The following is a 25936-nucleotide window of genomic DNA, read 5'->3' as shown; positions in this document are numbered from 1 at the left end:
GGAATTTTCATGGACAACGCATTAGCGAAAAAGCTGCGATTGGTCAACAGCAAACGCGCCCTGATTATGAATGCACCGGAAGGCTACATCGACAGTCTGTTACCCTTGCCTGAAGGCGTTCATTTAACCGATTGCAAAGAGGGTGCACAGGCCTATGACTTCGTCCAGGTTTTCGCCTACACGCGCGACGATGTCGAACGACTAGCTCCTGCGGCCATTGAGGCCGTGACGCCGGAAGGCATGCTGTGGATCAATTACCCCAAAGGCACAGCCAAAATAAAAACGGACATCAATCGCGACTCCGGCTGGGATACCGTCAATCAGCTGAACTTTGAAGGTGTGAGTCTGGTCTCGATCGATGAGACATGGTCTGCCATGCGCTTTCGCCCTATCGGCCTTGTGAAGTCGCCGCGCAGCGAACGGTTAGCCAGTCGTGCCGCCGATTCAGCGAAACAAGCTGCTCCATCTGATAAAACGATCATCGTGCCTGATGATCTTGCGGAGGCTTTTGGCGCTGCCCCAGCCGCTGCCGCGTTTTTCGAGACACTGTCCTATACGAACCGCAAAGAATACGTCCGATGGATTACAGATGCGAAGCGCGAAGAAACACGAACGGGCAGGGTTGCCAAAACCGTAGACAAACTCTCCCGCGGCATCAAAAATCCGACGATCAAAGAGGAATAACACGCCCCAAATAAAAGAGTCCCGTAGAGCGGCTTGCGCCATGCTCTCGGGACTTTTTATCTAAAGGTGTTGGAAACCGCTCTAATGATGCTTATTTGCCAAGTTGGTGGATTGGGTGTCCAAGCGCACCTTCAGCCGCATCCATGATCATTTCAGTCAATGTTGGGTGGGCGTGAATCGTCAGTGCGATGTCTTCCAGGTTAGCACCCATTTCAACCGCAAGAGCAAGCTCTCCGATTAAGTTCGATGCTTCCGGACCAACAATTTGGCCGCCAAGCAGCTGACCTGTTTCTTTGTCGCCGACAAGCTTCACGAAGCCTTGACCTGCGTTCAAAGAGTTAGCGCGGCCGTTGGCTGCATATGGGAATTTACCGATTGTCACGTTGATGCCTTGGGCTTTTGCTTCCGTTTCACTCAAGCCTACGCCGGCAATTTCCGGATCGGAGAACACAACAGCCGGCATCGCTTTGTAATCAACGATGCTGGAGTGACCTGCGATCGCTTCTGCTGCCACTTTCGCCTCATAAGAAGCTTTGTGAGCCAAGGAAAGACCAGGGACAACATCACCAATGGCAAAGATGTGCGGGATGCTTGTTCTGCCTTGGTTATCAACTTCGATCAAACCGCGGTCCGTCATTTTCAAGTTAATAAGGTCAAGACCAAGCTCGCCATCCGTATTCGGACGACGGCCAACTGTTACTAGTACGTAATCAGCTGTAACTTGTTTCTCTTCGCCTTTAACTGTGAATGTTACCGTTACGTCGTTCTCGGTTTTCGTGCAGGATTGCGCCAACGCTTCTGTATGAACTTCTACGCCAACTTTCTCCAGGTTGCGTGCAACAAGCTTCGTCAATTCTTTCTCAAAGCCTGGCAGTACGTGATCGGAGCCTTCCAGCACCGTTACTTTCGTGCCAAACTTCGCATACGTTTGACCAAGCTCGATACCGATGTAGCCGCCGCCGATAACGATCATGCTTTTCGGTACTTCAGGCAAGTTCAAAGCTTCCGTGGAAGAAATAATTCTTCCGCCGTAAGGGAATGCTTTCAGCTCAATCGGACGGGAACCCGTCGCGATAATACAGTGCTTAAAGCGGTAGCGAGGAGCTTCTGCATCGTTGAACACACGTGCTTCGTGCTCGTTGATGAACATCACTTCGCCTTTGAACGTTTGAATTTTGTTGCCTTTGAGCAGCGCGCTAACGCCGCCCGTTTGTTTTGCAACGATGCTGTTTTTCCATGCTTGTACCTTTGCAAAGTCCACTTTCACGTTCTCTACAGAGATACCCATGCTGTCAGCGTGCTGCGCATGCTCATACGTATGAGCCGCGGAGATCAACGCTTTGGAAGGGATACAGCCGCGGTTCAAGCAGACGCCGCCCCAATCCGATTTATCAACGATAAGAACGCTTTGACCAAGCTGAGCTGCGCGAATTGCTGCGACGTAACCACCTGGGCCCGCACCAATGACGAGCAAATCAATATCTAAAGAAGCATCTCCTACTACCATGCTGTTACACCTCCAAGACGAGAAGCTCTGGATCAGCCAGAAGCTGTTTGATGTAGTTCAAGAAGCTTTGCGCTGTCGCACCGTCAACGATCCGGTGGTCGAAGCTCAAGGAAAGCGCCATAACCGATGCCGCAACGATTTGACCGTTTTTCACAACCGGTTTCTCCGTGATGCGGCCTGCACCCAAGATAGCAACTTCAGGGAAGTTGATGACCGGTGTAAAGAACATACCGCCTACGGAACCGATGTTCGTAATGGAGATTGTGCCGCCTTTCATCTCGTTCGGAGACAATTTGCCTTCGCGTCCGCGAAGAGCCAAGTCTTTGATGGAAGAAGCGATCGACCATACGTTTTTGCGGTCTGCGTCATGGATAACAGGAACGAGCAAGCCGTTGTCCGTATCTGTAGCAATTCCGATATTGTAGTACTTTTTGTACACGATTTCTTGCTTTTCTTCGTCGATCATCGCGTTCATGACCGGGAACTGACGGCATGCCGCTACCAATGCTTTCACGATGAAAGGAAGGTAAGTCAGCTTCACGCCTTTCTTCTCGGCAAGAGGCTTCGTGCGCTCGCGCAGCGCGACTAACGCGCTCACGTCGATTTCGTCCATCAGTGTCACGTGCGGTGCCGTGTACACGGATTTCACCATCGCGTTCGCGATTACTTTCCGGATTCCTTTGAACGGAATCCGCTCTTCTACGCGATCGCCCGCAGCGACCTGCGTGCTAGCCGCAGGTGCCGCGCTGCCAGCTGCTTCCGCTGCAGCTGGCGCTTCTACTGCCGGAGCCGCGGCGCTGCCCGCTCCGTTAAAGCCTAACACGTCCTCGCGTGTTACGCGGCCGTGCTTGCCTGTAGGCGTCACCTCTGCGAGTGTGATGCCTTTTTCTCTTGCGAGCTTGCGCACGCTAGGCGTCGCAAGCACTTCGCGGCCCGCGCCGGCGCTTGGCGCGGCCGGAGCAGCTGCTGCTGCTGGCGCTGCTGCAGGAGCCTCTGCTACGGCTACCGCTGTAGCAGCAGGTGCAGCTGGTGCAGCGTGGTTGGAGCTGGCGTGATGCATGGACTCAGCCGGCATCTCGCCAGTGACTTCGATTGTCATCACGAGCTCGCCAATCGTGCATACTTGTCCGTCTTTGACGGCAACGCTAACGACTTTGCCTTCTACCGGACAAGGAACTTCAACGACTGCTTTATCGTTCTGTACTTCCATAAGAATCGTTTCATCCGTTACGGTGTCACCCGCTTTAACGAGCATCTTAACGATTTCGCCTTCATGTATGCCTTCACCAAGCTCTGGGAACTTGTATTCAAACAATGCCACGTGTACAACCTCCTGTTACATTCGACTGTGAATTAGAATTCGAGTACTTGTTTAATTCCCGCAATGACACTTGCCGGGCTAGGCAACCAAGCGTCTTCGATTTGAGCGAACGGATAAACGGTATCCGGCGGCGCAATACGCAGAACTGGAGCTTCCAGGTGAAGAATCGCTTTTTCATTAATTTGAGCAATAACCTCTGCGGCTACACCGGAAGTTTTTTGCGCTTCTTGTACGATAATTGCACGGTTTGTTTTCTTGATCGAAGCGACAATCGTTTCGATATCCAGCGGAAGCAGGGTACGAAGGTCGATAACTTCAACTTTCACGCCTTGCGTTTTTTCGATCTCTTCAGCCGCTTTTACGGATGTATGAACCATTGCTCCGTAAGTAATAACGGTTACGTCGGAACCTTCACGAACAACGTTCGCTTTGCCAAGTTCAATCGTATATTCGCCTTCAGGTACTTCTGCGCGGAATGCGCGGTATAAGTTCAGATGCTCCATGAAGAAGACAGGGTCATTATCGCGAATTGCGGAAATGAGCAAGCCCTTCGCATCGTAAGGGTTGGAAGGAACGACAACTTTGATCCCCGGTGTTTGCACCAATAAACCTTCAAGCGCATCCGTATGAAGCTCAGCCGCTTTTACGCCGCCGCCGTATGGCGTACGGAATACGATTGGCGAGTTGTAACGGCCGCCGGAGCGGTAACGCATACGAGCAGCTTGCACGCAAATTTGGTCAAGCGCTTCGTAAATAAAACCAACGAATTGAATCTCAGCGATTGGACGGAAGCCTTGAACCCCAAGACCTACGGCAAGGCCGCCGATTGCAGACTCGGCAAGAGGCGTATCGAAAACGCGGTCTTCGCCGAACTCTTTTTGTAAACCTTCTGTAGCACGGAATACGCCACCTACATGGCCAACGTCTTCGCCGAACAAAATTACATTTGGATCTCTTTCCAGTTCCACGCGCATTGCGTCTTTAATCGCTTGAATCATCGTCATTTGTGCCATGACTTCTCCGTGCCTCCTAAGAGTTTTTCGCCAGAAAAACTGGCATCGTATGCAAATGCTTTGTCTTTCGCCAGAATCTGGCTCCATCAGCTAAAATTTATTTATACGCTTGCTTCTGTTCTTCGAGATGTGCCGGTGTAACTTCGAACATGGAATCGATCAGGCCAGGAACTGTCATTTTCTCAGTTTCTTCAGCTTTTTTGATATGTTCAGCTACTGTAGCTTTCGCTTCTTCTTTTACTTTTGCCTCTTCTTCTTCGCTCCACAGACCTTTTTTCGTCAAGAAAATACGCATGCGCGTAAGCGGATCTTTAGGCTCCCAATCGGATTCCTCGTCTTTGGTACGATATTTCGTCGTATCATCGGCCAAAGAGTGCGGACGGAAACGGTAAGTCAACGCTTCAATCAATGTAGCGCCTTCGCCTTTACGGCCTCTTTCAGCAGCTTCTGTTACGGCTTGAACAACAGCCAGAACGTCCATTCCGTCTACTTGCACGCCTTTGATACCGGCAGCAAGAGCTTTATGGGCAACAGATAGCGCGCCTGTTTGTTTCGCATATGGCGTTGTGATCGCATAGCCATTGTTTTGTACAAAGTAAATGGCAGGCAGCTTGAATGCTCCTGCAAAGTTCAAACCTTCGTAGAAATCGCCCTCGGAGCTTCCTCCGTCCCCTGTGTACGTAATCGCTACACGCGGTTGGTTGCGTTTTTTGAAGGCCATAGCAACGCCTGTTGCATGCAAAATTTGTGCGCCGATAATAATTTGCGGCATAAGTACGTGAACATCTTGCGGAATTTGACCGCCATGTTGGTGTCCGCGGGAATATAGGAATGCTTGGTACAGCGGAAGTCCGTGCCATACGAGCTGCGGCATATCGCGGTAACCCGGGCAAATAAAGTCATCTTTATTTAAAGCAAATTCACTGCCGATCATGGAAGCTTCTTGTCCGGATACCGGCGCATAGAAACCAAGGCGTCCTTGACGACCGAGATTTACGGCTCTTTCGTCCCATACACGTGTGAATACCATTCTTCTCATTAACTCTTTTAATTGGTCATCGCTAAGTTTAGGCATTTTGTCGGGATTTACAACTGTGCCGTCTGGAGCCAGTACTTGTAAAGGCTCAACCTTTTCTGTGGTCACTTCGTAATTTACTTGGCTGACAAGTGGCTTACTCATACCATTTCACCTCTTATATGATTTTGATGCCTGCTAGCTACACTTCTGTTATAGTATTATTATAAACCTGTTTTTGTGAATTGTACACCTGTTTCCTTATGACATATGACCTTTTTTCACTCAAGTGTATAGTACAGTTCATGAAAATATATAATACAGTTAACAATAAATTTACAACTGCTATAATACACCTTACCATTCCGTTTCCAACTTGCACTTGCAATCCCATTTTCCACCATTGGAAATAAAAGGAGATACTTATGACTGATGACTCACGTTATTATCAAAGAACCATTGTAAAAGATGCACTCACCTCTGTCCTGCTTCAAGAAACTCGCCCGCTTCGCATTTATTTGCCTCCCGGTTACAACGAGCTGCTCTCCTATCCGGTCATTTATTGCCAGGACGGCGAGCAATTCTTTAATTTCGGACGCATTGCCACAACGATCACCCGCTGCATTCTGGATGAAGACCTGGAGCCCGCCATCGTGGTCGGTGTCGATGTTCAGACAGCCAACCGTACGTCCGAATATGCGCCGGAAGGGGAACGTCATGACGCCTACTGCCGCTTCTTCGCCGAGGAGCTCCTTCCTTACATAGAAAGCCGTTATCCCGTACGCGCTGAGCGGAGTGAGCGTATTGTAGCAGGCGATTCCCTGGGAGGGACCGTTTCCCTGCATCTCGCCTTAGATTATCCTAGCCTTTTTTGCCGCGTTATATCCTTATCAGGCGCATTTTTCGACATTACCCGCGAGCGCCTCAAGGCGGTGGACGACTTATCCTGGCTGGAAATGTATATGCTGATCGGCTTAGACGAAACCGATGTCAAAACCGAGCGCGGAACCTTTGACTTCGTCAGAGAAAACCGCTTGGCTAAGGAGGATCTGGAGAGGAAGAATGCCGTTCTTCATTATATCGAAAAACCCGGCAAGCATTTGTGGGGTTTTTGGCAGGGCGAGCTGAGCGCGGCTCTGCATTATTTTCTTGCGTAAGAGACATCAACGGAACCATAGGACGCTGATATTGCCAGGGGCGTCCCCTTAAACCTGGCAGCTAAGTAATTGGCTTACCTCTAATTTAACGCCGATTACTCCAGCTATTCTCTGCAATTACATCACTTTTGTCCAAATAGCTGGATTTTCTCCCGCTAATTTCGCCAAATCCAGGAGATTTCGTCCAGTTACCGACGATTTAGATGGAGTTTCTCCTGCTAATTCGTTCCCTGCCACCGAGCAGCACAGATTAACGGTAGATTCTCCCGTTATTTTAGCTGGAGCAACTTATGGATTGGCCCCTTGGAACTGTGCAGCTGTCGCCAACTCCAGGAGATTTAGCTCAGCTGCCGATTTGGCTCCAAGTAGAGGCTTTCTGTTCCCTTATTTTGCAACAAACAAACCCAATTGCATCGCATTGTATAAAAAAACGGTCCCTCTTCCGTCAACTGACGAAATCAGACCGTTTTTTTACCCCTTAATCGCATATCGCTCTCTCAACAGCTCCACCATGCCGTCAATTTGACCTTCATCCGGATACCCCGGTATCGCCTCAGGACGCTTCACTTGCATCCCTCTGGCACTCATGATTTCAATTAAGTTCTCTGTAAATTGCTCTGCTGTTAAAGGGATATTCAAGCATTCCGCTAAACTGGCCATACTCCCCGGGGCTACTGTTGGATAATCGGCAGGATCTGTCGAACCAGCCGCGCGTTCGTAAAAGCTCCTGGCTAGCGTTGCTTTTCCCTCACCTTCACCTTCCACGATAATGAAGGCTTGCACCGATAAAGCCCGCTGCTGCCTGCGCTGTGCGATCCCACAAAACTTACGCCCGCCTACGCTTAAATCGAACTCTCCCGGACAAAAGGAGCCCAATACCTCGCCTTGATCGATACGATCGGTAAGTTTGCTCATGATTTCACGGATTAGGGCCACCATCATCTCAAAATCTTTCCGATGCTCCATGTCCCCCGGCTCTTTCGGCAGCAGCAGAGAAACATTCACGACCCCCAAATCCAGCGGAACCGCTGCCCCTCCTGAATTTCTTACAGCTGTATCATAGCCTTGGTCTATCAACCACTGGTTGGCAAGTGCGGCTTCCGGGAGGCGGCTGTCTCTAAGTCCCATCACAAAAGCTCGCGGGTGCCGCCATATGTGCAAAATAGGTGGCGATGATTTGCCAATCGACCGGCATAAAAGCTCTTCCAACGCAAAAGCATACAGGATGGATCGCGATTCTGATTCAAGCGTCCGATCCAGGATAACCATGGAAGAAGAAAGTGGTGCATGCATCATTTTTATATTCTCCTGAGCCAGCTATTTAAGTTCATCATCCGAATTGTAAGCGAAACGAGCGCTAGCCGCAATGTGAAAATCGGCTTTATTCGCCAAAAAACATCAAATTTTTGGATGCAATTCAAAGGATTTTCAGGTTTGCTGTCGAAATTAATTTTTGACTATCAAATTATTAATTAAGTAGGCGAGATCTTTGAACATTTTTGACGACTTACTCCTCAATATCCTTGTTCTAACCATCCCTATTGTTTTAACTCATATCGTTTGGCTTGATAGGCCGGGCACCCTTGACAGCTATGACAAGTATGGCAAGGTAGTCATCACGATTATTTGCTCATTAGCGGCCATATTTTGTATGACGCATCCCTTTTTCAAATCTATTGGCGATCATTTCGATCTCCACATTATCCCTGTACTCATAGCTTTTCTATACAGCGGCATACGCTCAGGACTTTTCGTTTCGGGAGTCATACTGGCCTATGCCTACATCATGAATGGTCCGAGTTTCTTCTGGATCGTTACCTTATTAGCTATTCTTGTCCCCTTCATCCTGGCTTTCATAGCGCTGAGCAATTGGAAGCACATAACCCCCAAAGTAATGTTTCCCACTCTGTTGGCTTTCGTTAGTGCTTTAGCTACTTTCTGTATCACTCTGCTGTATAGGGTTGGTTCATTCATTCAGGTAGATCACACTTTTTTATTTTACGGTTTATTGTATTGTCTGGTTCATCTGTTAACGATGTGGCTGTTGACCAATTTAATTTCCCGCATCCGTGATAATGTGAAAACGCGTCAAGAAATCCAACGCTCCGAGAAGCTCAATGTCCTAAGTGAATTAGCTGCCTCTGTCGCCCATGAAATTCGCAATCCCATGACCGTTGCCCGGGGCTTTATGCAAATCCTCAGTCAGTCCCAAGTCCCTGAAGAGAAAAAGCAAGTATATACGGCCATGGTGATTGAAGAGATTGACCGAGCCCAAAGTATTATTACCGATTACTTGTCCTTTGCCAAGCCGGAGGCTGAGAAGCTGGAACAGCTGGATATCTCTTCCTTATCGCCCATGCTAAGCAATCTTCTTGACCCTTACGCCGCCGCACGGGGAGTGGACCTTCAAATCCATATGGAGAATTCTCTGTTCATCCAAGGCAATTTGGACAAAATGATGCAATGCCTGGTGAATCTAACGAAAAACGGTATTGAAGCTATGCCGACCGGAGGGCCGCTACGAATCATAGCCTTCAAAAAAGGTGCACAAATTATTTTGAAAATCATGGATACGGGGGTCGGCATGACCGCCGAACAGATCAATCGTCTCGGAACGCCCTTTTACTCAACAACGAATAAAAGCACAGGTCTCAGCATGATGGTCTCCTATCGTATCATTCGAACATTCGGAGGCGACATTGAAGTCGCCAGTCAGCCCGACCAAGGCACCTGTTTCACGATCTCATTGCCCGCCGTTTGACCCGCTTGCCAAAATATCCATGATCCCTTTGAACAAAGGAATGGCCTTGTTGCTCTCCGAAGGATCCGTGTTCTTGATCACAACGGAAACCGCATACTTCGGAGAATCGACCGGGCCATATCCGATAAACCACTGATTCACTTTCTCCTGCTTGCCAACCATAGTTTGAGCCGTACCGGATTTTCCTGCGAGCTTCCACTTCGCACCCTTCAATCCTTGGCCTGTTCCTTCCGTCACGACCTCTTGCATCCAGTTCAAAAGCGTACGGCTTGTTGAAGCCGAAACGTACCCGCTGCTTCCTTCCAACTTATGCGGCTCAAATGACTCCATCACCCGATCGGTTTGGTACCGGATTTCTTGGACTACCCTTGGCGAGTACCCCTTGCCATTATGCAGCAAAGTAACAATCATATTAGACGCTTGCAATGGGGTCATCATGACATCCCTTTGACCGATAGCCGTTTGCATAAGAACCCCTTCATCGTCGTGCGGCGTATGGGCGCCAAAGAGCTGTCCGTTCTCTTCGCTGTCCAATTGCCGGAGGATCACTTTCGAGTCCGTTTTCCCCGTCCATCCCACCTCGTCGAGCACGCCAAGCTTATGCGCATAGCTTTCTAGCTGAGCAGGCGTCAGACGCTGCATGACTTTGGCGAATACGATATTGCAAGATTGCGCAAATCCCTGCTCTAAGGTCAAAGGGCCATGCCCCTCTTTCCTCCAGCAGGTGAAACCATATTTGCCAAGGGCGCCTTCACAAGTGAACGTCTCATTCGGTTTAACGACTCCAAAATCCAGGGCAGCAGCGGCAACGACTGTTTTGAAAATAGAGCCGGGAGCAGTCGCTTTAAGCGCATAGTTGCTCCAGCTTTTACTGACAAGATCCACAGATGTCGGATCATAATTGGGCCTGCTTGCCATGGCGATGATATCCCCATGCCCCGCTTCTTGAACGACAGCGGCTCCTTCGCGTATGTTCAGCTTATCCATGAGCGTTTCTATCTGCTGCTGTACGCTTGCATCCAGAGTCGTTACTAGCTTGACGGGATAGAACGCATTATTCGGCGCAATCATACGGGCGTCAAGACCCGATAACGGCCTTTTCCCGGCATCCATAAAGTACGAGATCGAAGTCTCCCCTATGCCGCGAAGCCACAGATCGAACGTTTTTTCAAGCCCGGCTCCGCCAATCTTTGTTGTTAGCGCGACTTTGCCTTTCTCTAAATCTGCGCCGTACAAATTCATCACGCGATCCGGATTTTGCCCGATGAATCCGATCAACTGCCGTGCCGTCATCCCGCTTGGGTAGCGATCCTCCATCTCCACAACCTTCACATTCGGCAAATGAAGCGCCTCGATCTGCCGCTCCTGCCCGTCCGTGAGCGGTGCCGGTTTGCCTCCATCGGCAGCGCGCCATACTTGCGGTTCTTTCAGATCCTTCGTGAATGCACGCCAAGAGTCCGTGTTCGTCCGCAAAATTCCAACAAGTTGACTCACCTGCTGCGGATTAGGCTGCAGTTGGCTGTGGATTGGAAATACGACAAGAGACTTCACAATTCTTCCTGTCATTGGCTGCAGATGACGGTCCAGAATTTCCCCACGACCGCTTTCAAGGACGAGCGCACGCTGCCTTTGAACGACCGAATTCTTAAGCAAATTAACCCCATGTGAGCTGTAATTTTCCGTAGCCGCAATCTGGATCCAAAAAAGTTTGCCTGCTAGGCCAATAAACAGGAGCACGATCGTAAGAAGAACAAGAAAGATACGACGTTTTTCAAGTGAAGATAACTGTTTGACCCTCATACGCCTAACCCCTAACTTTGTCATCAATCATAAACTCTGATATTTTCAGTATCGTCATCCTTGATCAACGACAAACCGTAAGGCGCCTCGCTGCCAAACAAAAAAAGCCCACCCTCTTTAAAAGAGAGCGGACTGCGAATAGTATGTATGAGTGCTACACTTCGAATTTGGACAACGTGTCGTTCAAAGATTTGGAAAGCTGATCCAGCTTGTCCGACAATTTGACTAATCCGTCGCTAATGCTAAGCTGCTCAGAGCTCAAGGAAGCAACTTCCTCCGATGTCGCAAGCGATTCCTCTGCTACCGCACTGACATTCGTCATAGCGTCAGAGAGAACAACTTGGGACTGCTCCAATGTGGAAATCGAATCGCTTACTGTGCTCAGCTGCTCAATGAAACCGCCCATGTGACTGGTTACTTGTTTAAAAATAATATCGGCTTCTTTCACCGCTAAAATTTGTTCTTTGAATATCGGCGTCGCTGTCGAAAGCACCTTAACCGTCTCATCGATTTCTTTCTGGATGGTTTCTGTAATTTGACCCACGACATCAATCGACTGACGGGATTGGTCCGCCAGTTTCCGAATCTCATCGGCAACAACCATGAAGCCTTTGCCGGCAGCTCCGGCGCGCGCAGCTTCAATTGTCGCATTCAAGGATAAAATGTTCGTTTGCTTCGTCATATTGTTCAGAACATCCAAAATTTTGCGAATCGAACGCGTGCTGTCTTTCAAATTATCGACTTTATCAACCATCGATCGGATCATTTCTTCCGTCAGATTCGTCTTGGAGATAAGCTCCGACATATATTTCGTGCCCTGCTCACTGGAGCTCTGCACATCCGCAGCGGAAGTCCCCATCTCGAGGTTTGCTTCGATCACCTGCTTCATTTGGATGCCGATATGATGCGTCAGCTCATTTCCTCTTTCCGACTCCGTCGCCAAGCCTCCGGCTCCATTGGAAATTTCGTCCGTTGCTACAGCAATTTCTCTTGCCGCAGTAGCCGTTACTTTGGAGGAATTCGTTAACTCTTGCGCGGTTTCAAAAACTGCTTGCGCAGAAGTGCTGGTTTGTTGAACCAACGTCGTAATCTGCTGCATCATGACATCGAAGCTTGCGCCTAGCTGTCCGATCTCATCCTGCGTTGCATAGTTGGCACGCACCGTTAATTTACCTTTAGCGCCTTGCTGCATCAGATTACGAAGATTAATGAGCGGCCGCCCAATCATTCTGGCAACAAATAATCCGATTAATACAGCCGCAATAGCTGCAAATAAAGCGATTAGAAGCGTATAGTTGAATATTTTCCTAGCATCATTCACTAAAGCGCTTACCGGGATATCCCCGACAAGGTTCCAACCGGATAACGGCGATTTGTAATAGGCCACCAAGTGATCGTCTTTCGTAATAAAGGAGTCGTTTTCTTTCTCTAATTGCTCTTTGGTTAATTGAACAGCAGCATCTTTTTCAATCTCCGTAGTTTCTGTAACCGCAATGTTCTTATTCGCTGCACTCGTAATGGCAACCTTACTGTCTTCTCCCAAAGACATCCCATTGAGTTCTTTCGTCAAGAGATCTGTGCTGAGCTCCAATAAAAGAACGGCTGACGTGCTGTTCGTCAAAGTATTCCTCATTAAACGGCCGATGGCGAACGTATTTGTGGAGGAACTGGAATATCCCTTAAGTTTACTATCGAACCAGGCGACTTTCCCGCCGTTGTCCACAATTTTCTTAAACCACTCCGTCGAGCCGGAATTTTCGTTTAATGAACCTCCCCCGGAACCTGTAATGACGATCAGCTTGCCGTCAGGCCGGTAAAGGTGAAGCGTTTTAATTGACTTGTTTGCAAAAGTCACGACATTCAATTTATCTGTTAGTTGGCGAACAACCTCCAGCGATTCATAAGACGCAGGATCCAGCGTAGGAACTTTGTCAAGCAGATCCTGCAGCTCCTTATTCAACATAATTTGCAAGGATGCCTCTTCAAAGGTTTGATAAAGGAAGTCCAGCTTCTGACCTGCTTGCGTCACGGTTTGCAAAGATGATTTTGACGCTTGGTTCTTAATAACGTTTTTGGAAACGCTGTAAGAAATCATACCCACGATAAGAACAAAGAATAGAATACTGATAAAAAACATTAAGAACAGCTTCATGCCGACAGACTTCACCGGATTTTCAAACTTAACCTGCTTCATTTCTTTAAACGCGCCTGTGCCCACTTGCATCGATGTCTTACCTGCCGCACCAGCCATACGCCCCCATGGAACTTTTCGGAATGTTTGAACCACAACTTTGTTGACAAATGCGAGAATACTTTGGAGTCTTTTTTTCATTTTTGTCACCGCCATTAGTTTCTGTTTCATTGTCCCCCTACTATTTTCCTAAAATGAAAAGGGTTTCAATTAAGGTTTTTAACTCATTTCGACATGGTTTAACAATTTCCTTTAATATTCGCTTAAAAAAGCAATAAAAAAAAGAAACTTTCTCCAATATACCCCAGTCTGGAGAAAGCTTCCATGGTACTATTTACCTGTTTTCTTGCGCATCATATCCCATTTTTTTACAGGGAATTCTGTTTTAAGCTTAATAACTTGAAGCGGATGCCTTGCTGCATCCAGTTCCTGTCCTTCTTCATTCCAGATTGCGCCAACCTTTTGTTTAAAATGCGTCCCCTCAGGTCCGAAGAATTCAATTTCCTGTCCCGGCTTGAAATGATTTCTTTGCTGAATCAGCGCAGTGCCTGATTCTTCGTCATAGGACAACACCAGGCCTACGAAATCAAATCCAACCACCTTATCCTCCGGTTCGAAAATATGATCTTCATGGCCGGGCGCTTCATAGAAGAAGCCTTCGTTTAGCGGACGGTTGGCCGCCTTGTGGATCTCTTCCTGCCATACAGGATTCAGTTTGAAATTGTCCGGATCTTCGAAATACGCATCGATGGCTTGTCGGTAGGCATTGACAACGGTAGCCACATAATGGATGCTCTTCATCCTTCCTTCAATTTTGAAGCTGTCTACGCCCGATTCGATCATATCCGCGATATGTTCAATCATGCTAAGATCCTTCGATCCCATTGTAAAAGCGTCATCCTCTTCGCCAAACAAAGGCAAATCCGTTGCGAGCGGCGCTGACAAAGGTTGATCCTTAGCAAATAGATCATACTTCCAGCGGCACGATTGCGAACAGCCTCCGCGGTTGGAGTCGCGGTCCGTGAAATGATTGGATAGCACGCATCTGCCGGAATAAGAACTGCACATCGCGCCATGAATGAAGGCTTCAATCTCAACATCAACATGAGCTTTAATCTGATCGATTTCCGTCATGCTCACTTCACGGGCCAAAACCACGCGTTCAATGCCTTGGTCTTTCCAAAACTTCACCGTTTGCCAGTTCATCACAGACTGCTGCGTGCTCACATGAACTTCCAGCTTAGGCGCCACTCTCCGGCATGTTTCCATAATGAGCGGGTCCGCCGCGATAATCGCTGAGATGCCTACCTCCTGAAGTCCCCGCAAGTATTCATCAAGACCCTCAATGTCCTCGTTGTGCGCATAAATGTTCGTTGCAACGAACACTTTTGCCCCGTACCCGTTAGCAAACTCAACCGCTTCATGCATCTCTTCAAGCGAGAAATTATCAGCACTGGAACGGAGTCCGTATTTCTGGCCGCCAATATATACCGCATCGGCTCCGTAATGGATGGCGAACTTCAGTTTTTCCAAATTGCCCGCAGGGGCAAGCAGTTCCGGTTTATGCAGTCTTACACGCTTTCCTCTTGCACGTGCTTCTAATGCTGTCGTCATCTCGAAAACGCACCTTCTTCCATCTATCAATATACCTGTTCCTTATAGAAAAAACCGTACGACAATTCACGTTCAGGATCTTGCAGTTCTGTTATCGCATCCAGCCATTCCTGCTGAAACACGAATCCTTCCGGGTCCGCTGCGTAAGCGTCAATAACCGCACGATAGCTTCTAATAACCGTTTCATTATAGGCAGCAGACTTCAATAATCCTTCGATTTTAAAGCTATCGATGTTGCCATCCATAAGCTCGGGCAAATTCTCAAGCATGCAAATGTCTTCTGAGCTCATGATATGCGTACCGTTGCTGTCCTCATACACAGGGTACCGCTGATCACGGCGTTCATGCTCAATCAAGAACAGGCCGCGTTCGATAGAGCGATCCTCAGAGGATGCATCTTTGCCTTGGTGTTCGATATAATTTTTCACTAACTCTCTCTTAGAGTGATAGATATTAGTGATACCATGCACTTGAACTTCAACAGCCAGTTCCGTATTTTCTTTAAACATCAATACTTGTTCCATGTTCAGCTCTCTAGCCAGCACAACCCGGGAAGCTCCCTGTCTCCCCCAATAATTCGCAGTCGCGAAATTGGTGGAAGTCATCTCTGCATTCCAATGCAGAGCTATCGGCGCAGGCAAACTGCGCGCAGCCATGAGGACAGATGGATCGCCGAAAATAACGCCATCCACGCCATACTCCTGCAGCTTGCTTAAATATTCGAATAGACCCTCTAAGGAGCCATTATCAAAAATTTTATTAACTGACACATACACCTTAGCTTGCTTCTCATGCGCCCAAACCACAGCTTCCTCGATTTCGTTCAGTTTCACTTCTCCGGGAAGCCGCATGGCATAGCGTTCTTCACCGACAATCACGCTATCTGCGCCCGCTTCAATACATCTTTTCAATTCAGCGACTGTGCCGCAGCTTACTACTAGCTCTGGTTTTTTCACTTGCTTACCTACCTTCTGTCAGCTTCCTAAAGTCATTCTATTTCACAGTTTTCTTGCTTTCCGCAATATTCTTCTTGTGTTCCTCAAATGTTTCGGCGAACAAGTGCCCTTTCGTGCCGTCCTTTTTTGTTACATAAAACAAATACTTCGTTTCCTGCGGGTAGATCGCTGCTTTCACCGAGGCAAGGCTCGGACTGGCAATTGGCCCCGGAGGCAGGCCTGTATTCAAATACGTATTATAAGGGCTCTGTATTTGCAAATCCTTTTCCAACAACCGCTCTTTGGATTTATCAAATAAATACTGCACCGTAGCGTCGATTTGCAGGGGCATATTTTTTTTCAATCTGTTTTCAATAACGCCGGAAACGAGCGCCCGTTCGTCGTCCTGGACAACCTCCCGCTCAATCAAGGAAGCGATTGTCAGCATCTGATGCACGCTAAGCCCGCGCTCTTTAAGCTTGTCCTTCCAGTCAGGGGGTAGTAGGGCCAGCTCCTTGTCTAGCTGCTGCAGAGTTCTCTCGATGAATTCTTGCTCCGTTGTGCCCTTCTTAAATTCATAGGTTTCCGGGAACAAATACCCCTCAAGCCGGTGCTTCAGATTCTTATTGTCCGGAATACCGCTAGCCGCGGTGTCTCCTGTCAGACCTGTCGGCGAATCGGCCAACTGCAGGAAAACATCCTTGCTCCATGGCGTCTGCTCACTTAGTTTAGCGGCAATCTGTTCAATGGTGAACCCTTCCGGAATGGTAACGCGAATAACCTCTTCCTTTACGGTTTCCCCTTTATTCAGTTTTTCAATCATCTCATCGAACGATATGCCGGGCTTCATGCTGTACTCGCCGGCTTGAAACCTGGAACCCTGTTTCTTCACTTTCAAATAATACGTAAATATCGATGAGTTCTTAATAAGCCCCTTTGTTTCAAGCTCCCTGGCTATTTCTACAGACCCGGCGCCTTGAGGGACGGACACCCTCACTTCCTGCTCGGAAGCTGTAACCGGCTGCAGTCCATTGGCGATATACAATCCAATACCGCTAGCTGTTCCGATGATAATGAGCAAGAACAGCCCAACAATCAGAAGCGTGAGCTTCAGCTTGCTTCGTTTGGTCGTATGTCCTTCGCTCTCTTGATCAAGCATATTGTTCACGAGTAATCCTCCTAAGCTTCTTGCAGCAGCAGAACTCTACTATGGCAAGCTCTCTAAGCAAACAAAAACGAGCGGATGCGCTCCGCTCGGTTGTTTGCTTCTTACAAGTCATCCCCATCTGGAAATACCATCTCATCGTAGAGCTCAGACACGTTTTCATACTCGTCGTCGTCTTCGATCGTTTCCAGCTCGTATTCCCCGTCCGCACCTTGTGTTACTCGGAAAACAGCAACCTCGTCTTCCTTCTTGAGTTCATCGGATTGCAAAACGGCATACGTTTTATTGTCATATACGAATTCTTTAAGAAGATGATATACCGTAGATTCATTTTGCTCATCAAACAAAATAATATCATCCCCGTAAGCTTTACGCAATACGTCAGAAGGCGTCGTACTCATGCTTCTTCTTCCTCATCGAATTCTGCCATTAATGTGTTGAATGTTTCTTCCACGATGTTCCATTCTTCTTCATCCTCGATGGTAAACAGCTTCAAATCCTCGCCGTCGTCATCTTCTTCATAACGGAATGCGTACACTTCATCGGATTCTTCGTCTCCTCCGTCTGTAGGCACCACCATCATGTACTTCTTGTCAGAACCGTCCACTTCGAATTTCATGATAACCTCGAACTCTTCTTCGTTGCCTTCATCGTCCGGGATGTAAATGATTTCTGGTTCCTCTTCACGCAATTCTTCTTTGGACATGTTCATTCACCTCTTCATATTGGCATCCATGTACCCTTGCAGGATGATCTGCGCAGCCATTTTATCAATGACCTGCTTCCGCTTCTTCCGGCTCACATCTGCTTCAAGCAGTGTGCGAGTCGCAGCAACGGTCGTTAAACGCTCATCCCACAGGTGCACTGGTACACTTAGTTTTTGTTCTAACTCTTTCGAGAACTCGATGGCAAGTTCGCCACGAGGACCGATCGTGTTGTTCATATTTTTGGGCAAGCCGACGACAATTTGCGTGACGCCATACTGTTTGACAATGGCCTCCAGCCGGTCGATGTCTTCCCCTGGCTTACGACGGTGTATGACTTCAAGCGCTTGAGCTGTCCATCCTAGCTCGTCGCTCATCGCAACACCAATCGTTCTATCCCCATAATCCAAGCCTATCCATCTCATGCCGGTTCCCATTTCCTTCTATTTGTGTTGACCCAGATAAGCACGAACCAACTCTTCAATCAGTTCGTCCCGTTCCCGTTTACGAATGAGGCTCCGGGCATTGTTATGCCTTGGAATATAAGCAGGATCTCCGGAAAGCAAGTACCCGACAATCTGGTTGATCGGGTTATACCCTTTTTCCTGAAGAGCATCGTACACCGCTAATAACACATCTTTCGGCGATGTCTCAATTTCTTCTGCTTTCACGTTGAACTTCATCGTTTTATCCATGGAACTCATCAGGAGCACCCCACTTTCCTTGTGATACCATTTGTAAAATATTTGAAAACTGTTCCGTGTATACTGGTTTATATTCTCTATGGGTTTAAAAATTCCTGTCCCATAAAAAAATAATTATGCAAATTGGGACAGAAGTCCTTCTACGCCGGATAATGCAGCCTGCAATTTGGAAGCATCTTTACCGCCTGCTTGCGCCATATCCGGTCGACCTCCACCGCTTCCGCCAACAGCTGTCGCCACTTCTTTAATGATTTTGCCGGCATGGAAGCCTTTGGCTACAAGATCCGGTGTGACGGCAGCGACGAGGTTGACTTTCTCGTCCGCCACTGCGCCAAGTACGATGACAGCAGAACCCAGCTTCGTCTTCATCTCATCGACAATGTTGCGAAGAGAATCCATATCCGCAGCGTTCACTTGGGCAGCTAATACGGATACGCCTGCCGCTTGTTTCACTTGATCGCTTAACGAGCCCGCTTCAATACGTCCCAGCTTGCTGCGCAGCGACTCGTTCTCACGTGCCAGTTCCTTCACTTGCTGAAGCGCTGCTTCCACGCGTTTAGGAACATCCTGAACGTTTGACTTGAGCATGCCCGCTGCTTCTTTCAACAACTGCAGCTGCTGGTCAAGGTATTCGTACGCGCTGCGGCCGGAAACCGCCTCAATCCGGCGTACGCCTGATCCGATACCGGACTCGCTGACGATTTTGAACAGTCCGATTTGTCCGGTATTCTGCACGTGGCAGCCGCCGCACAGCTCTAAGCTGTAATCGCCAACTTGCACGACGCGCACGATATCGCCGTATTTCTCGCCGAACAAGGCCATAGCCCCCATCGCTTTCGCATCGGCAATTGGTTTCAATGAGATGTCGACTTGGATGTTATTCCAAATTTGACGGTTCACGCGCTGCTCCACATCCTGCAGCTCTTCGCTGCTGATGCTGCCGAAATGCGAGAAGTCAAAACGCAAACGATCCGGTTCAACAAGGGAACCCGCTTGGTTAACATGCGCGCCCAGGACTTCCTTCAGCGCTTTATGAAGCAAATGCGTGGCGGTATGGTTCTTGATGATATCCCCGCGCTCCGCAGCCGCTACAATGGCTTCTACGGTATCTCCTTTGCGCAGAACGCCTGACTCCACGACAACCTTGTGTACGTGCTGCCCATGAGGCGCTTTGCTCACATCTTCAACCTTCAGCGTGACTTGACCGCTGCGGATTGTTCCATAGTCGCTCACCTGACCGCCGCTTTCCGCATAGAAAGGGGTACGGTCTAGAATAACTTGGCAAGTCTCGCCTACGCCTACGATATCGACAAGCTCGTTCTCATGAACGATGGCTTCGATACTAGCAGTAACTACCAATTCATTATATCCAACAAATTCGCTTTTAACCGTCAACTCAGACAGCGGACCGCCCTGTACCTTCATTCCGCCTTCTTTCTGACTTGCCGCTCTAGCGCGGTCGCGCTGCTCCTGCATCGATGCGTCGAACCCTTCGCGGTCAACCGTCAAGCCTTTCTCCGCAGCAAAATCCTCGGTCAAATCGAATGGGAAGCCATACGTATCATACAGTTTGAAGGCATCCGGTCCGCTGATTTGATTCGTGCCGGCTTGGCGCGTCTTCTCAACCATCTCGGCAAGGATCACCAAACCATCGCTTAACGTTTCGTGGAAACGCTCTTCTTCCGTACGGATAACCTTCTCGATAAATTCGCGTTTGTCAACAACTTCCGTATAGTAGACGCCCATGATTTCGCCGACGGTGGCAACCAGTTTATACAGGAACGGTTTATCCTGGCCAAGCACTTTGCCGTAACGCACAGCGCGACGCAGCAAACGACGGATGACGTAACCGCGACCCTCATTGGAAGGAAGCACGCCATCGCCTACGGAGAAAGCAACGGTCCGAATGTGATCGGCGATCACCTTAAAGGCCACATCATGATCATCGCTCACATGATATTTCACGCCTGTAAGCTCGGACGTTTTATCGATAATCGGTTTGAACAGGTCTGTGTCAAAATTGGAATCTACGTCCTGCAGAATCGAAGCGAAACGCTCCAGTCCTGCTCCCGTATCAATGTTTTTGTTAGGAAGCGGTGTGTAGCTGCCGTCCTTGTTATGGTTGAACTGTGTAAATACGAGGTTCCACACTTCCAGGAAGCGTTCATTTTCTCCGCCTGGCCAGCATTCCGGATCAGACAAGTCACCGTATTTATCGCCGCGGTCATAGAAAATCTCCGTACAAGGACCGCATGGACCTTCGCCGATGTCCCAAAAATTATCTTCTTTGAGCTTGTAAATGCGCTCTTCCGGGATGCCGATTTGTTTATGCCAAATGTCAAAAGCTTCTTCATCGTCTTCGTGCACGGTGACGGAAATGCGATTCGGATCAAAACCGATCCACTGAGGTTCCGTCAGGAACTCCCATGCCCATGGAATGACTTCTTTCTTAAAGTAATCGCCGATGGAGAAGTTCCCCAGCATCTCAAAAAAGGTATGGTGACGCCGCGTTTTTCCAACGTTCTCGATGTCATTCGTCCGAATACATTTCTGAGCGTTTGTAATCCGCGGATTTTCAGGAATTTCCCGTCCGTCCAAATAAGGTTTCAAAGGCGCAATACCTGCGTTGATCCATAGCAGTGACGGATCATTGTGCGGAACAAGCGAAGAGCTGGGCTCTACCTTGTGCCCTTTACTTGCGAAGAACTGCAACCACTTGGAACGAATTTCACTTGCCTTCATCTCTCTCAAGCCTCCATATTTGTCTATAATGTTTGAAAACAAACAAAAAACGCCCCTGTAACATACAGGGACGAATCATCGCGGTACCACCCTGGTTATTGCGCTCTCCTCCTGCCGAACGTGCGGCAAAGAAAATCAAGCAATCTCCTTGTGCGGATCTGTAACGGGTCCAACCGGTGGAGTTCTTCCACACTCCGAAATCAGCGTTCAGCCATCCTAGCACCGAGAGGTTCTTCCAGCCGGATTTGCTGTGAAATCTGCATTCCGGAACCTCATCTCTGACAGTGGACTATGACTTACTTCGATTTCATCAACGTTTTTGCAATAGATCTAGATAAGGCAAATTATAACTTTATGCCGCAACCGTGTCAATATTCTTGCATGTTCTTGAAACCTATTTGGGCAGGGCAACGTATGTATGTACTATACAATCTTGTTAAAATTTAACGATTAGGAAGTGGTGCTAATGGATCTCTCATCGCTGACATTGCTTGGGTTAATTGCTCCTGTTTTTGTGCTCGTGATCTATATCATCACCAAAACGCTCATTAAAAAGGAAATTCCGGATAGCCGATATAATCCTTTCGATTATATTACCGGCCAATCCCGCGTTGAATTTCAAGAGCAGAAGGAACAAAAAGAAGAAAAGAACGATCAAGGAGACGACAAAGATAAAGCTCTAAAAAATGTGGTTGACAATCGTTCTCAATGATCGTATACTAAACTCATTGATAATGATTTTCATTATCGCACTAGCAACAAAGACGAATCAACGTATCATTCATTCCGTAGCCCATTTGATGGTTTACGTATGCCACACCCTTTAATATCCTCAACCCTCGTGCAAAACCCCTGTGCGCCATGATCCCGCAAGTCATGGTGCACGGGGGTTTTGTGCGTCTGCCTTTATATTAGGCTAGGTTGTGGGTCTGTGAACATAATGCAGGAAGACATGCTGAATGATAACCTTCATGACTGCGAAGAAAGGTACCGCCAATATTAAACCGACGATGCCCGCTACTTCCCCGCCTACCAATAAAGCAAAGATAATGACTAACGGGTGCATATGCAGCTTTTTTCCCACTACCTGCGGTGAAATGACATTCCCCTCCAGAATTTGGACGGTGAGGTTCACCAGCGCGACGAACAGCACCATTTTCAGCGAAATGGTTGAGGCCATGATGATCGCCGGCGCCGCTCCAAAAAACGGCCCTAGGTACGGAATGATATTGAAAATCGCGACAACGCTGGCAAGCAGAAGCGCATAAGGCATATCAATGAGCCAATACCCCACATAAGCAAGTCCCCCGATAATAACGCAAACCAATAGTTGACCGCGAATATAATTCCCAAGCGCCGTATCGATGTCGATGAGAAGCTTGACTGTTTTCTTGCGATGCTCCTTCGGTACGATGGCCAGCGCCGTCTTCTCGATAATTTGAAAATCTTTCATCATATAAAAAGCAACAAACGGGACGATAAAAGCGACAAACAGCATCGAGATTGTGCTGCCAATTTGGTTCATGTACTCTGATATCGCCATGGAAATACTGTTTTCCAGCTTCGTTAAGGAATGATTGAAGCCCGTTCGCACGCTGTCGGGCAGCAGTTGATTTTGATTAAAGCCGTCTACAATCGATTGGGCGCGCATTTCCATCTGCGGCATATGCTCGTTCAATTCCGCGATTTGCGTCATAAACACCGGGGTCATATTCATGATAATGACGGTGAGCGAAGAGATAAACACACAATAAATGAGCAACACGGCAATCGTTCTTGGCACCTTGCGCTGGTTGAGCATATTCACTACCGGGTTCAAAATGTACGAAATAATCACCGCGATGAAAAATGGCGCTAAAATCGCTTTTAAAAAAGTAAACAAGCTTTGTAGAATAGGCTTAATTTGCAGCAGCATATACAAACATGCCAGGGCCAAAAGCAAATATACTAGCCCTACAAACCATCGATTTTTCCAAAAACGTTCCAACCCGTTCACCTCAGTGATTCTAAAAATGTTTATGCCCATACAGTATATGTACATGCTGGTCAAATTAACCTTCACAGACTGAAAACAAAAAAACGTTACTTTCTCAGCACAGGGTGTGCTCAAAAAAGTAACGTCTCCGGCTTGCAATTATGATTAATTGGCGTGTTCTTGGATCAAAGGCATTTCTTCTTCAAAAAACAAATCATCCAGAGAACTTAGCGTACCGTCTTCCTCTACTTGATACACGGACATTTTCTCTCCGTTGACGCTGAGTTCGATAAAGCAACCCCAGCAATAAAATTGGTGGGAACCGATCTTTCCAATATCTTTGGAATTACAGTTTGGACAACGCATCTTGCTCACCCTATTCTTCTTTGGATACGAAGAGTTCTTCAATTTCCTGAGAGCAATGTACAGGCACTATAATAGCATCTTCCCCTTTGGTTGCCGAATCCGGCATAGGAAGCCATCTGCGCCCTTCCTTCAAATCAGAAATAAACCCTTCGGACAATTCATAACCTACTATTTGTTTACCCCAATCTTGGGTTAAATAAACATCTTCTACCACGCCTAATTTGTCTCCACCGATTGTAACGACTGGAAGACCCTTAATCGCCCGGCTGCCTTCCAGAAAAGCATGGCACTCCTCTGCATGCTCAAACTCGATAATGACTTTATCGTTCGGTATGGTAACGGCATCTTCGCCGGCAGCGACGACTCCATCCCACGGTACGTACCGTAAGGAGGATAACCACATCTTTGCTTCAAGAATGATGCCTCGTATGTTCCACTCAGGGTCAATCAATATATCTTTCACTTGGCCTATCTGCTTGCCGGAATCTACCGTCAGAACGGGAAGTCCGATCAAATCGTGCGCTCTGCGCAAGGTGTTTTCCTCCTAGAACCACCCGGTACTAATTATTACGCAATCGTTTGACAATGGTTGCAATTTTCTGGGCGGCTGTTTCAATTTGATCTTTAGAATTCCCCATTCCAAAGCTAAATCGAACGGCAGAGGATGTAACATTTTCTGGAAGTTTCATTGCTTGCAGAACGTGCGACACTTCAAGCGAGCCTGACGTACAAGCAGAGCCGCTTGCAGCAGCCACATCTTCCAAATCAAGATTCATGAGCAGCGTTTCTGTGGATATTCCCGGAAAGCTAACGTTCAAAATATGCGGGACACGTTGTTCGGCATGACCGTTTATCGTAAATTGATCTCGGCCTAAATGCTGCTCCAAGCTGGCAAGCATGCATTGTCTAAGCTCAGCAGCATTCTCATACAGACTGTCAACCCTTGGGAGAATAACTTCTATCGCTTTGGCAAACCCTGCGATGGCCGCAACATTCTCTGTTCCAGCGCGGCGTTTTCTCTCTTGAGCGCCGCCATAAACGTGCGGGACGAGCTTCGTGTTCTTGGATACGTATAACGCGCCTATACCATTAGGACCATATATTTTATGAGCGGATAAGCTCAGTAAATCAACCGGGAGTTCACGAAGATTCAGGGGAAGTTTACCTAACGCTTGTACGGCATCGACATGAAAAGGAATTTGCCGGCTTTGTGCCAACCGGCCTACTTCTTCAATCGGCTGAATCGTGCCGACTTCATTATTCACATACATGATGGAGATGAGAGCCGTGTCGGGACGAATAGCCGACTCCACATCTTCGACTTGAATAAGACCAGTCGGACCTACTGGGAGGTAGGTCACCTCGTAACCGAGGGTCTCCAGCCGTTCGCAGGGATGCAGGACGGCATGATGCTCAATCTCTGTCGTAATGATATGTTTCTTGCCTTCTTTGTTCCCGCCAACGATCCCAAAGATGGCCATATTATTGCTCTCGGTTCCGCCACTCGTATAAATGAGCTCGCCGGGCAGACAGCCTAATGCCTTAGCCATCCCGTCACGGAAGCGGTTAAGCGCCGTTCTCGTCGCTCTGCCGAAGCTGTGTGTGCTGGAAGGATTACCGAAATATGCTGTATAAAAAGGAAGCATAGCCTCCATAACGTCGGGATGTACCGGCGTAGTTGCCGCGTGATCAAGATAAATAGGATTCATAGGACACCCTTAAATATAAAACATGTAATTGTCGTGTTTGCCAACATCCTCGAAAGAAATCAGATTCGCAAGCGTGGTCGAATCGAGCACTTCCGCAATACTATCGCGGATACGAATCCATAAGTCACGCTTCGCCGGATCATCTTCCTCCGTAAAGTCGACTGGACTGATCGGTCCTTCCAAGACACGAATCACTTCTCCTGCAGTTACTTGGTCAGCGGCTTTAGAAAGAATATATCCACCATACGCTCCACGAATGCTTTTGACCAATCCCGCGTTACGCAAAGGAGCAACAAGCTGCTCGAGATAATGCTCGGATAGCTGGTGCTTTTCGGCAATACTTTTCAGTGAAGTCGGACCTTCACCAACTCGATTGGCCAGCTCCATCATGATCGTTAAACCATAGCGGCCTTTTGTGGAAATTTTCAAAATTACACCTCATTCAACATTTATGCCATCAAGGGGGCTAATTGATATTACGAAAAATTGTGAGTTGCTTACCGTATGCTTGTCCGCGTTCAGACATGATGCTCGTCCCTATCTAGGTAAACAGCGTTTCCATTTTCAAGAAAA

The 25936-nt window shown here is 48.0% G+C and carries 24 protein-coding genes; 4 read left to right on the top strand and 20 right to left on the bottom strand.

The features are described 5' to 3' along the window. Positions 1–9 precede the first annotated feature (9 nt). A complete protein-coding gene (locus GC097_RS30115; protein ID WP_171686946.1) occupies positions 10–684 on the top strand; it encodes a YdeI/OmpD-associated family protein in 675 nt (224 codons plus the stop codon). 91 nt (positions 685–775) lie between these two features. Here the strand turns inward: GC097_RS30115 and lpdA are convergent, their stop codons facing one another. From lpdA to pdhA, 4 genes are all read right to left on the bottom strand, one after another. Continuing rightward, the gene (gene lpdA / locus GC097_RS30110) at positions 776–2191 is read right to left on the bottom strand and encodes a dihydrolipoyl dehydrogenase (protein WP_171686945.1); all 1416 of its coding nucleotides are present in this window, start codon (positions 2189–2191) and stop codon (positions 776–778) included. 4 nt (positions 2192–2195) lie between these two features. Next, on the bottom strand, positions 2196–3512 hold the full coding sequence (locus GC097_RS30105) for a dihydrolipoamide acetyltransferase family protein (RefSeq protein WP_171686944.1): 1317 nt from the start codon (positions 3510–3512) through the stop codon (positions 2196–2198). A gap of 32 nt (positions 3513–3544) precedes the next feature. Further along, positions 3545–4525, bottom strand: a complete 981-nt coding sequence (locus GC097_RS30100; RefSeq protein WP_171686943.1) for an alpha-ketoacid dehydrogenase subunit beta — start codon at positions 4523–4525, stop codon at positions 3545–3547. A gap of 97 nt (positions 4526–4622) precedes the next feature. Continuing rightward, positions 4623–5705, bottom strand: coding sequence for a pyruvate dehydrogenase (acetyl-transferring) E1 component subunit alpha (gene pdhA, locus GC097_RS30095; RefSeq protein ID WP_171686942.1), 1083 nt, complete (start codon positions 5703–5705; stop codon positions 4623–4625). A gap of 260 nt (positions 5706–5965) precedes the next feature. Here pdhA and GC097_RS30090 point away from each other — a divergent pair, with 260 nt between their 5' ends. Then, positions 5966–6697 (top strand): alpha/beta hydrolase, encoded by a 732-nt coding sequence (locus GC097_RS30090; RefSeq protein ID WP_171686941.1) that lies wholly within the window; start codon positions 5966–5968, stop codon positions 6695–6697. Between the two features lie 471 nt (positions 6698–7168). Here the strand turns inward: GC097_RS30090 and GC097_RS30085 are convergent, their stop codons facing one another. Then, the gene (locus tag GC097_RS30085; protein ID WP_171686940.1) at positions 7169–7993 is read right to left on the bottom strand and encodes a lipoate--protein ligase family protein; all 825 of its coding nucleotides are present in this window, start codon (positions 7991–7993) and stop codon (positions 7169–7171) included. A 193-nt stretch (positions 7994–8186) separates the two neighbouring features. On the opposite strand from GC097_RS30085, the gene GC097_RS30080 reads away from it, so the two are divergent. Further along, positions 8187–9458: an ATP-binding protein gene (locus tag GC097_RS30080; RefSeq protein ID WP_171686939.1), complete on the top strand. Its 1272-nt coding sequence runs from the start codon at positions 8187–8189 to the stop codon at positions 9456–9458. On the opposite strand, the gene GC097_RS30075 is transcribed toward GC097_RS30080, so the two are convergent. The 10 genes from GC097_RS30075 to alaS all read right to left on the bottom strand — a co-directional run bounded on the left by GC097_RS30075 (position 9441) and on the right by alaS (position 21313). Then, positions 9441–11258, bottom strand: coding sequence for a peptidoglycan D,D-transpeptidase FtsI family protein (locus tag GC097_RS30075; protein WP_171686938.1), 1818 nt, complete (start codon positions 11256–11258; stop codon positions 9441–9443). The genes GC097_RS30080 and GC097_RS30075 overlap by 18 nt on opposite strands. Before the next feature lie 154 nt (positions 11259–11412). Next, positions 11413–13590 (bottom strand): methyl-accepting chemotaxis protein, encoded by a 2178-nt coding sequence (locus tag GC097_RS30070; protein WP_246294543.1) that lies wholly within the window; start codon positions 13588–13590, stop codon positions 11413–11415. Between the two features lie 189 nt (positions 13591–13779). Continuing rightward, positions 13780–15063, bottom strand: coding sequence for a peptidase U32 family protein (locus GC097_RS30065; protein ID WP_171686937.1), 1284 nt, complete (start codon positions 15061–15063; stop codon positions 13780–13782). A gap of 26 nt (positions 15064–15089) precedes the next feature. Continuing rightward, positions 15090–16019, bottom strand: coding sequence for a peptidase U32 family protein (locus GC097_RS30060; RefSeq protein ID WP_171686936.1), 930 nt, complete (start codon positions 16017–16019; stop codon positions 15090–15092). Positions 16020–16056: 37 nt separating this feature from the next. Then, positions 16057–17157, bottom strand: a complete 1101-nt coding sequence (gene mltG, locus GC097_RS30055; protein WP_171687020.1) for an endolytic transglycosylase MltG — start codon at positions 17155–17157, stop codon at positions 16057–16059. Positions 17158–17267: 110 nt separating this feature from the next. After that, positions 17268–17564: a DUF1292 domain-containing protein gene (locus tag GC097_RS30050; protein WP_171686935.1), complete on the bottom strand. Its 297-nt coding sequence runs from the start codon at positions 17562–17564 to the stop codon at positions 17268–17270. Beyond that, positions 17561–17869, bottom strand: coding sequence for a DUF1292 domain-containing protein (locus tag GC097_RS30045; protein WP_167067890.1), 309 nt, complete (start codon positions 17867–17869; stop codon positions 17561–17563). The genes GC097_RS30050 and GC097_RS30045 overlap by 4 nt, the downstream gene beginning before the upstream one ends. Before the next feature lie 6 nt (positions 17870–17875). After that, positions 17876–18292, bottom strand: coding sequence for a Holliday junction resolvase RuvX (gene ruvX / locus GC097_RS30040; RefSeq protein ID WP_171687019.1), 417 nt, complete (start codon positions 18290–18292; stop codon positions 17876–17878). 18 nt (positions 18293–18310) lie between these two features. Then, positions 18311–18571 carry an IreB family regulatory phosphoprotein gene (locus tag GC097_RS30035; RefSeq protein ID WP_028555746.1) on the bottom strand — a complete coding sequence of 87 codons (261 nt, stop codon included), beginning with the start codon at positions 18569–18571 and terminating at the stop codon, positions 18311–18313. 114 nt (positions 18572–18685) lie between these two features. Beyond that, positions 18686–21313 carry an alanine--tRNA ligase gene (gene alaS, locus GC097_RS30030; RefSeq protein ID WP_281364398.1) on the bottom strand — a complete coding sequence of 876 codons (2628 nt, stop codon included), beginning with the start codon at positions 21311–21313 and terminating at the stop codon, positions 18686–18688. A 466-nt stretch (positions 21314–21779) separates the two neighbouring features. On the opposite strand from alaS, the gene GC097_RS30025 reads away from it, so the two are divergent. Beyond that, a complete protein-coding gene (locus tag GC097_RS30025; protein ID WP_171686934.1) occupies positions 21780–22025 on the top strand; it encodes a DUF3951 domain-containing protein in 246 nt (81 codons plus the stop codon). Between the two features lie 204 nt (positions 22026–22229). Here GC097_RS30025 and GC097_RS30020 read toward each other — a convergent pair whose 3' ends face one another. The 5 genes from GC097_RS30020 to cymR form a co-directional block, all read right to left on the bottom strand. Further along, entirely contained in the window at positions 22230–23300 is a 1071-nt protein-coding gene (locus tag GC097_RS30020; protein ID WP_171686933.1) for an AI-2E family transporter, read from the bottom strand. A 153-nt stretch (positions 23301–23453) separates the two neighbouring features. Beyond that, entirely contained in the window at positions 23454–23654 is a 201-nt protein-coding gene (locus tag GC097_RS30015; RefSeq protein ID WP_079419326.1) for a YrzR-like zinc ribbon domain, read from the bottom strand. A gap of 10 nt (positions 23655–23664) precedes the next feature. Beyond that, a complete protein-coding gene (locus tag GC097_RS30010) occupies positions 23665–24186 on the bottom strand; it encodes a PRC-barrel domain-containing protein (RefSeq protein WP_171686932.1) in 522 nt (173 codons plus the stop codon). 28 nt (positions 24187–24214) lie between these two features. Next, positions 24215–25363 (bottom strand): cysteine desulfurase family protein, encoded by a 1149-nt coding sequence (locus tag GC097_RS30005; RefSeq protein ID WP_171686931.1) that lies wholly within the window; start codon positions 25361–25363, stop codon positions 24215–24217. A 9-nt stretch (positions 25364–25372) separates the two neighbouring features. Next, complete coding sequence (gene cymR, locus GC097_RS30000; protein ID WP_171686930.1) at positions 25373–25792, bottom strand: cysteine metabolism transcriptional regulator CymR; 420 nt, start codon at positions 25790–25792, stop codon at positions 25373–25375. Positions 25793–25936: the final 144 nt, after the last annotated feature.

This window comes from Paenibacillus planticolens (assembly GCF_013141725.1).
In the GTDB taxonomy this organism is placed as follows: domain Bacteria; phylum Bacillota; class Bacilli; order Paenibacillales; family NBRC-103111; genus Paenibacillus_E; species Paenibacillus_E planticolens.
The sequence above is the reverse complement of the archived record's forward strand: the minus strand, read 5'-3'. Positions and strand labels throughout refer to the sequence as shown.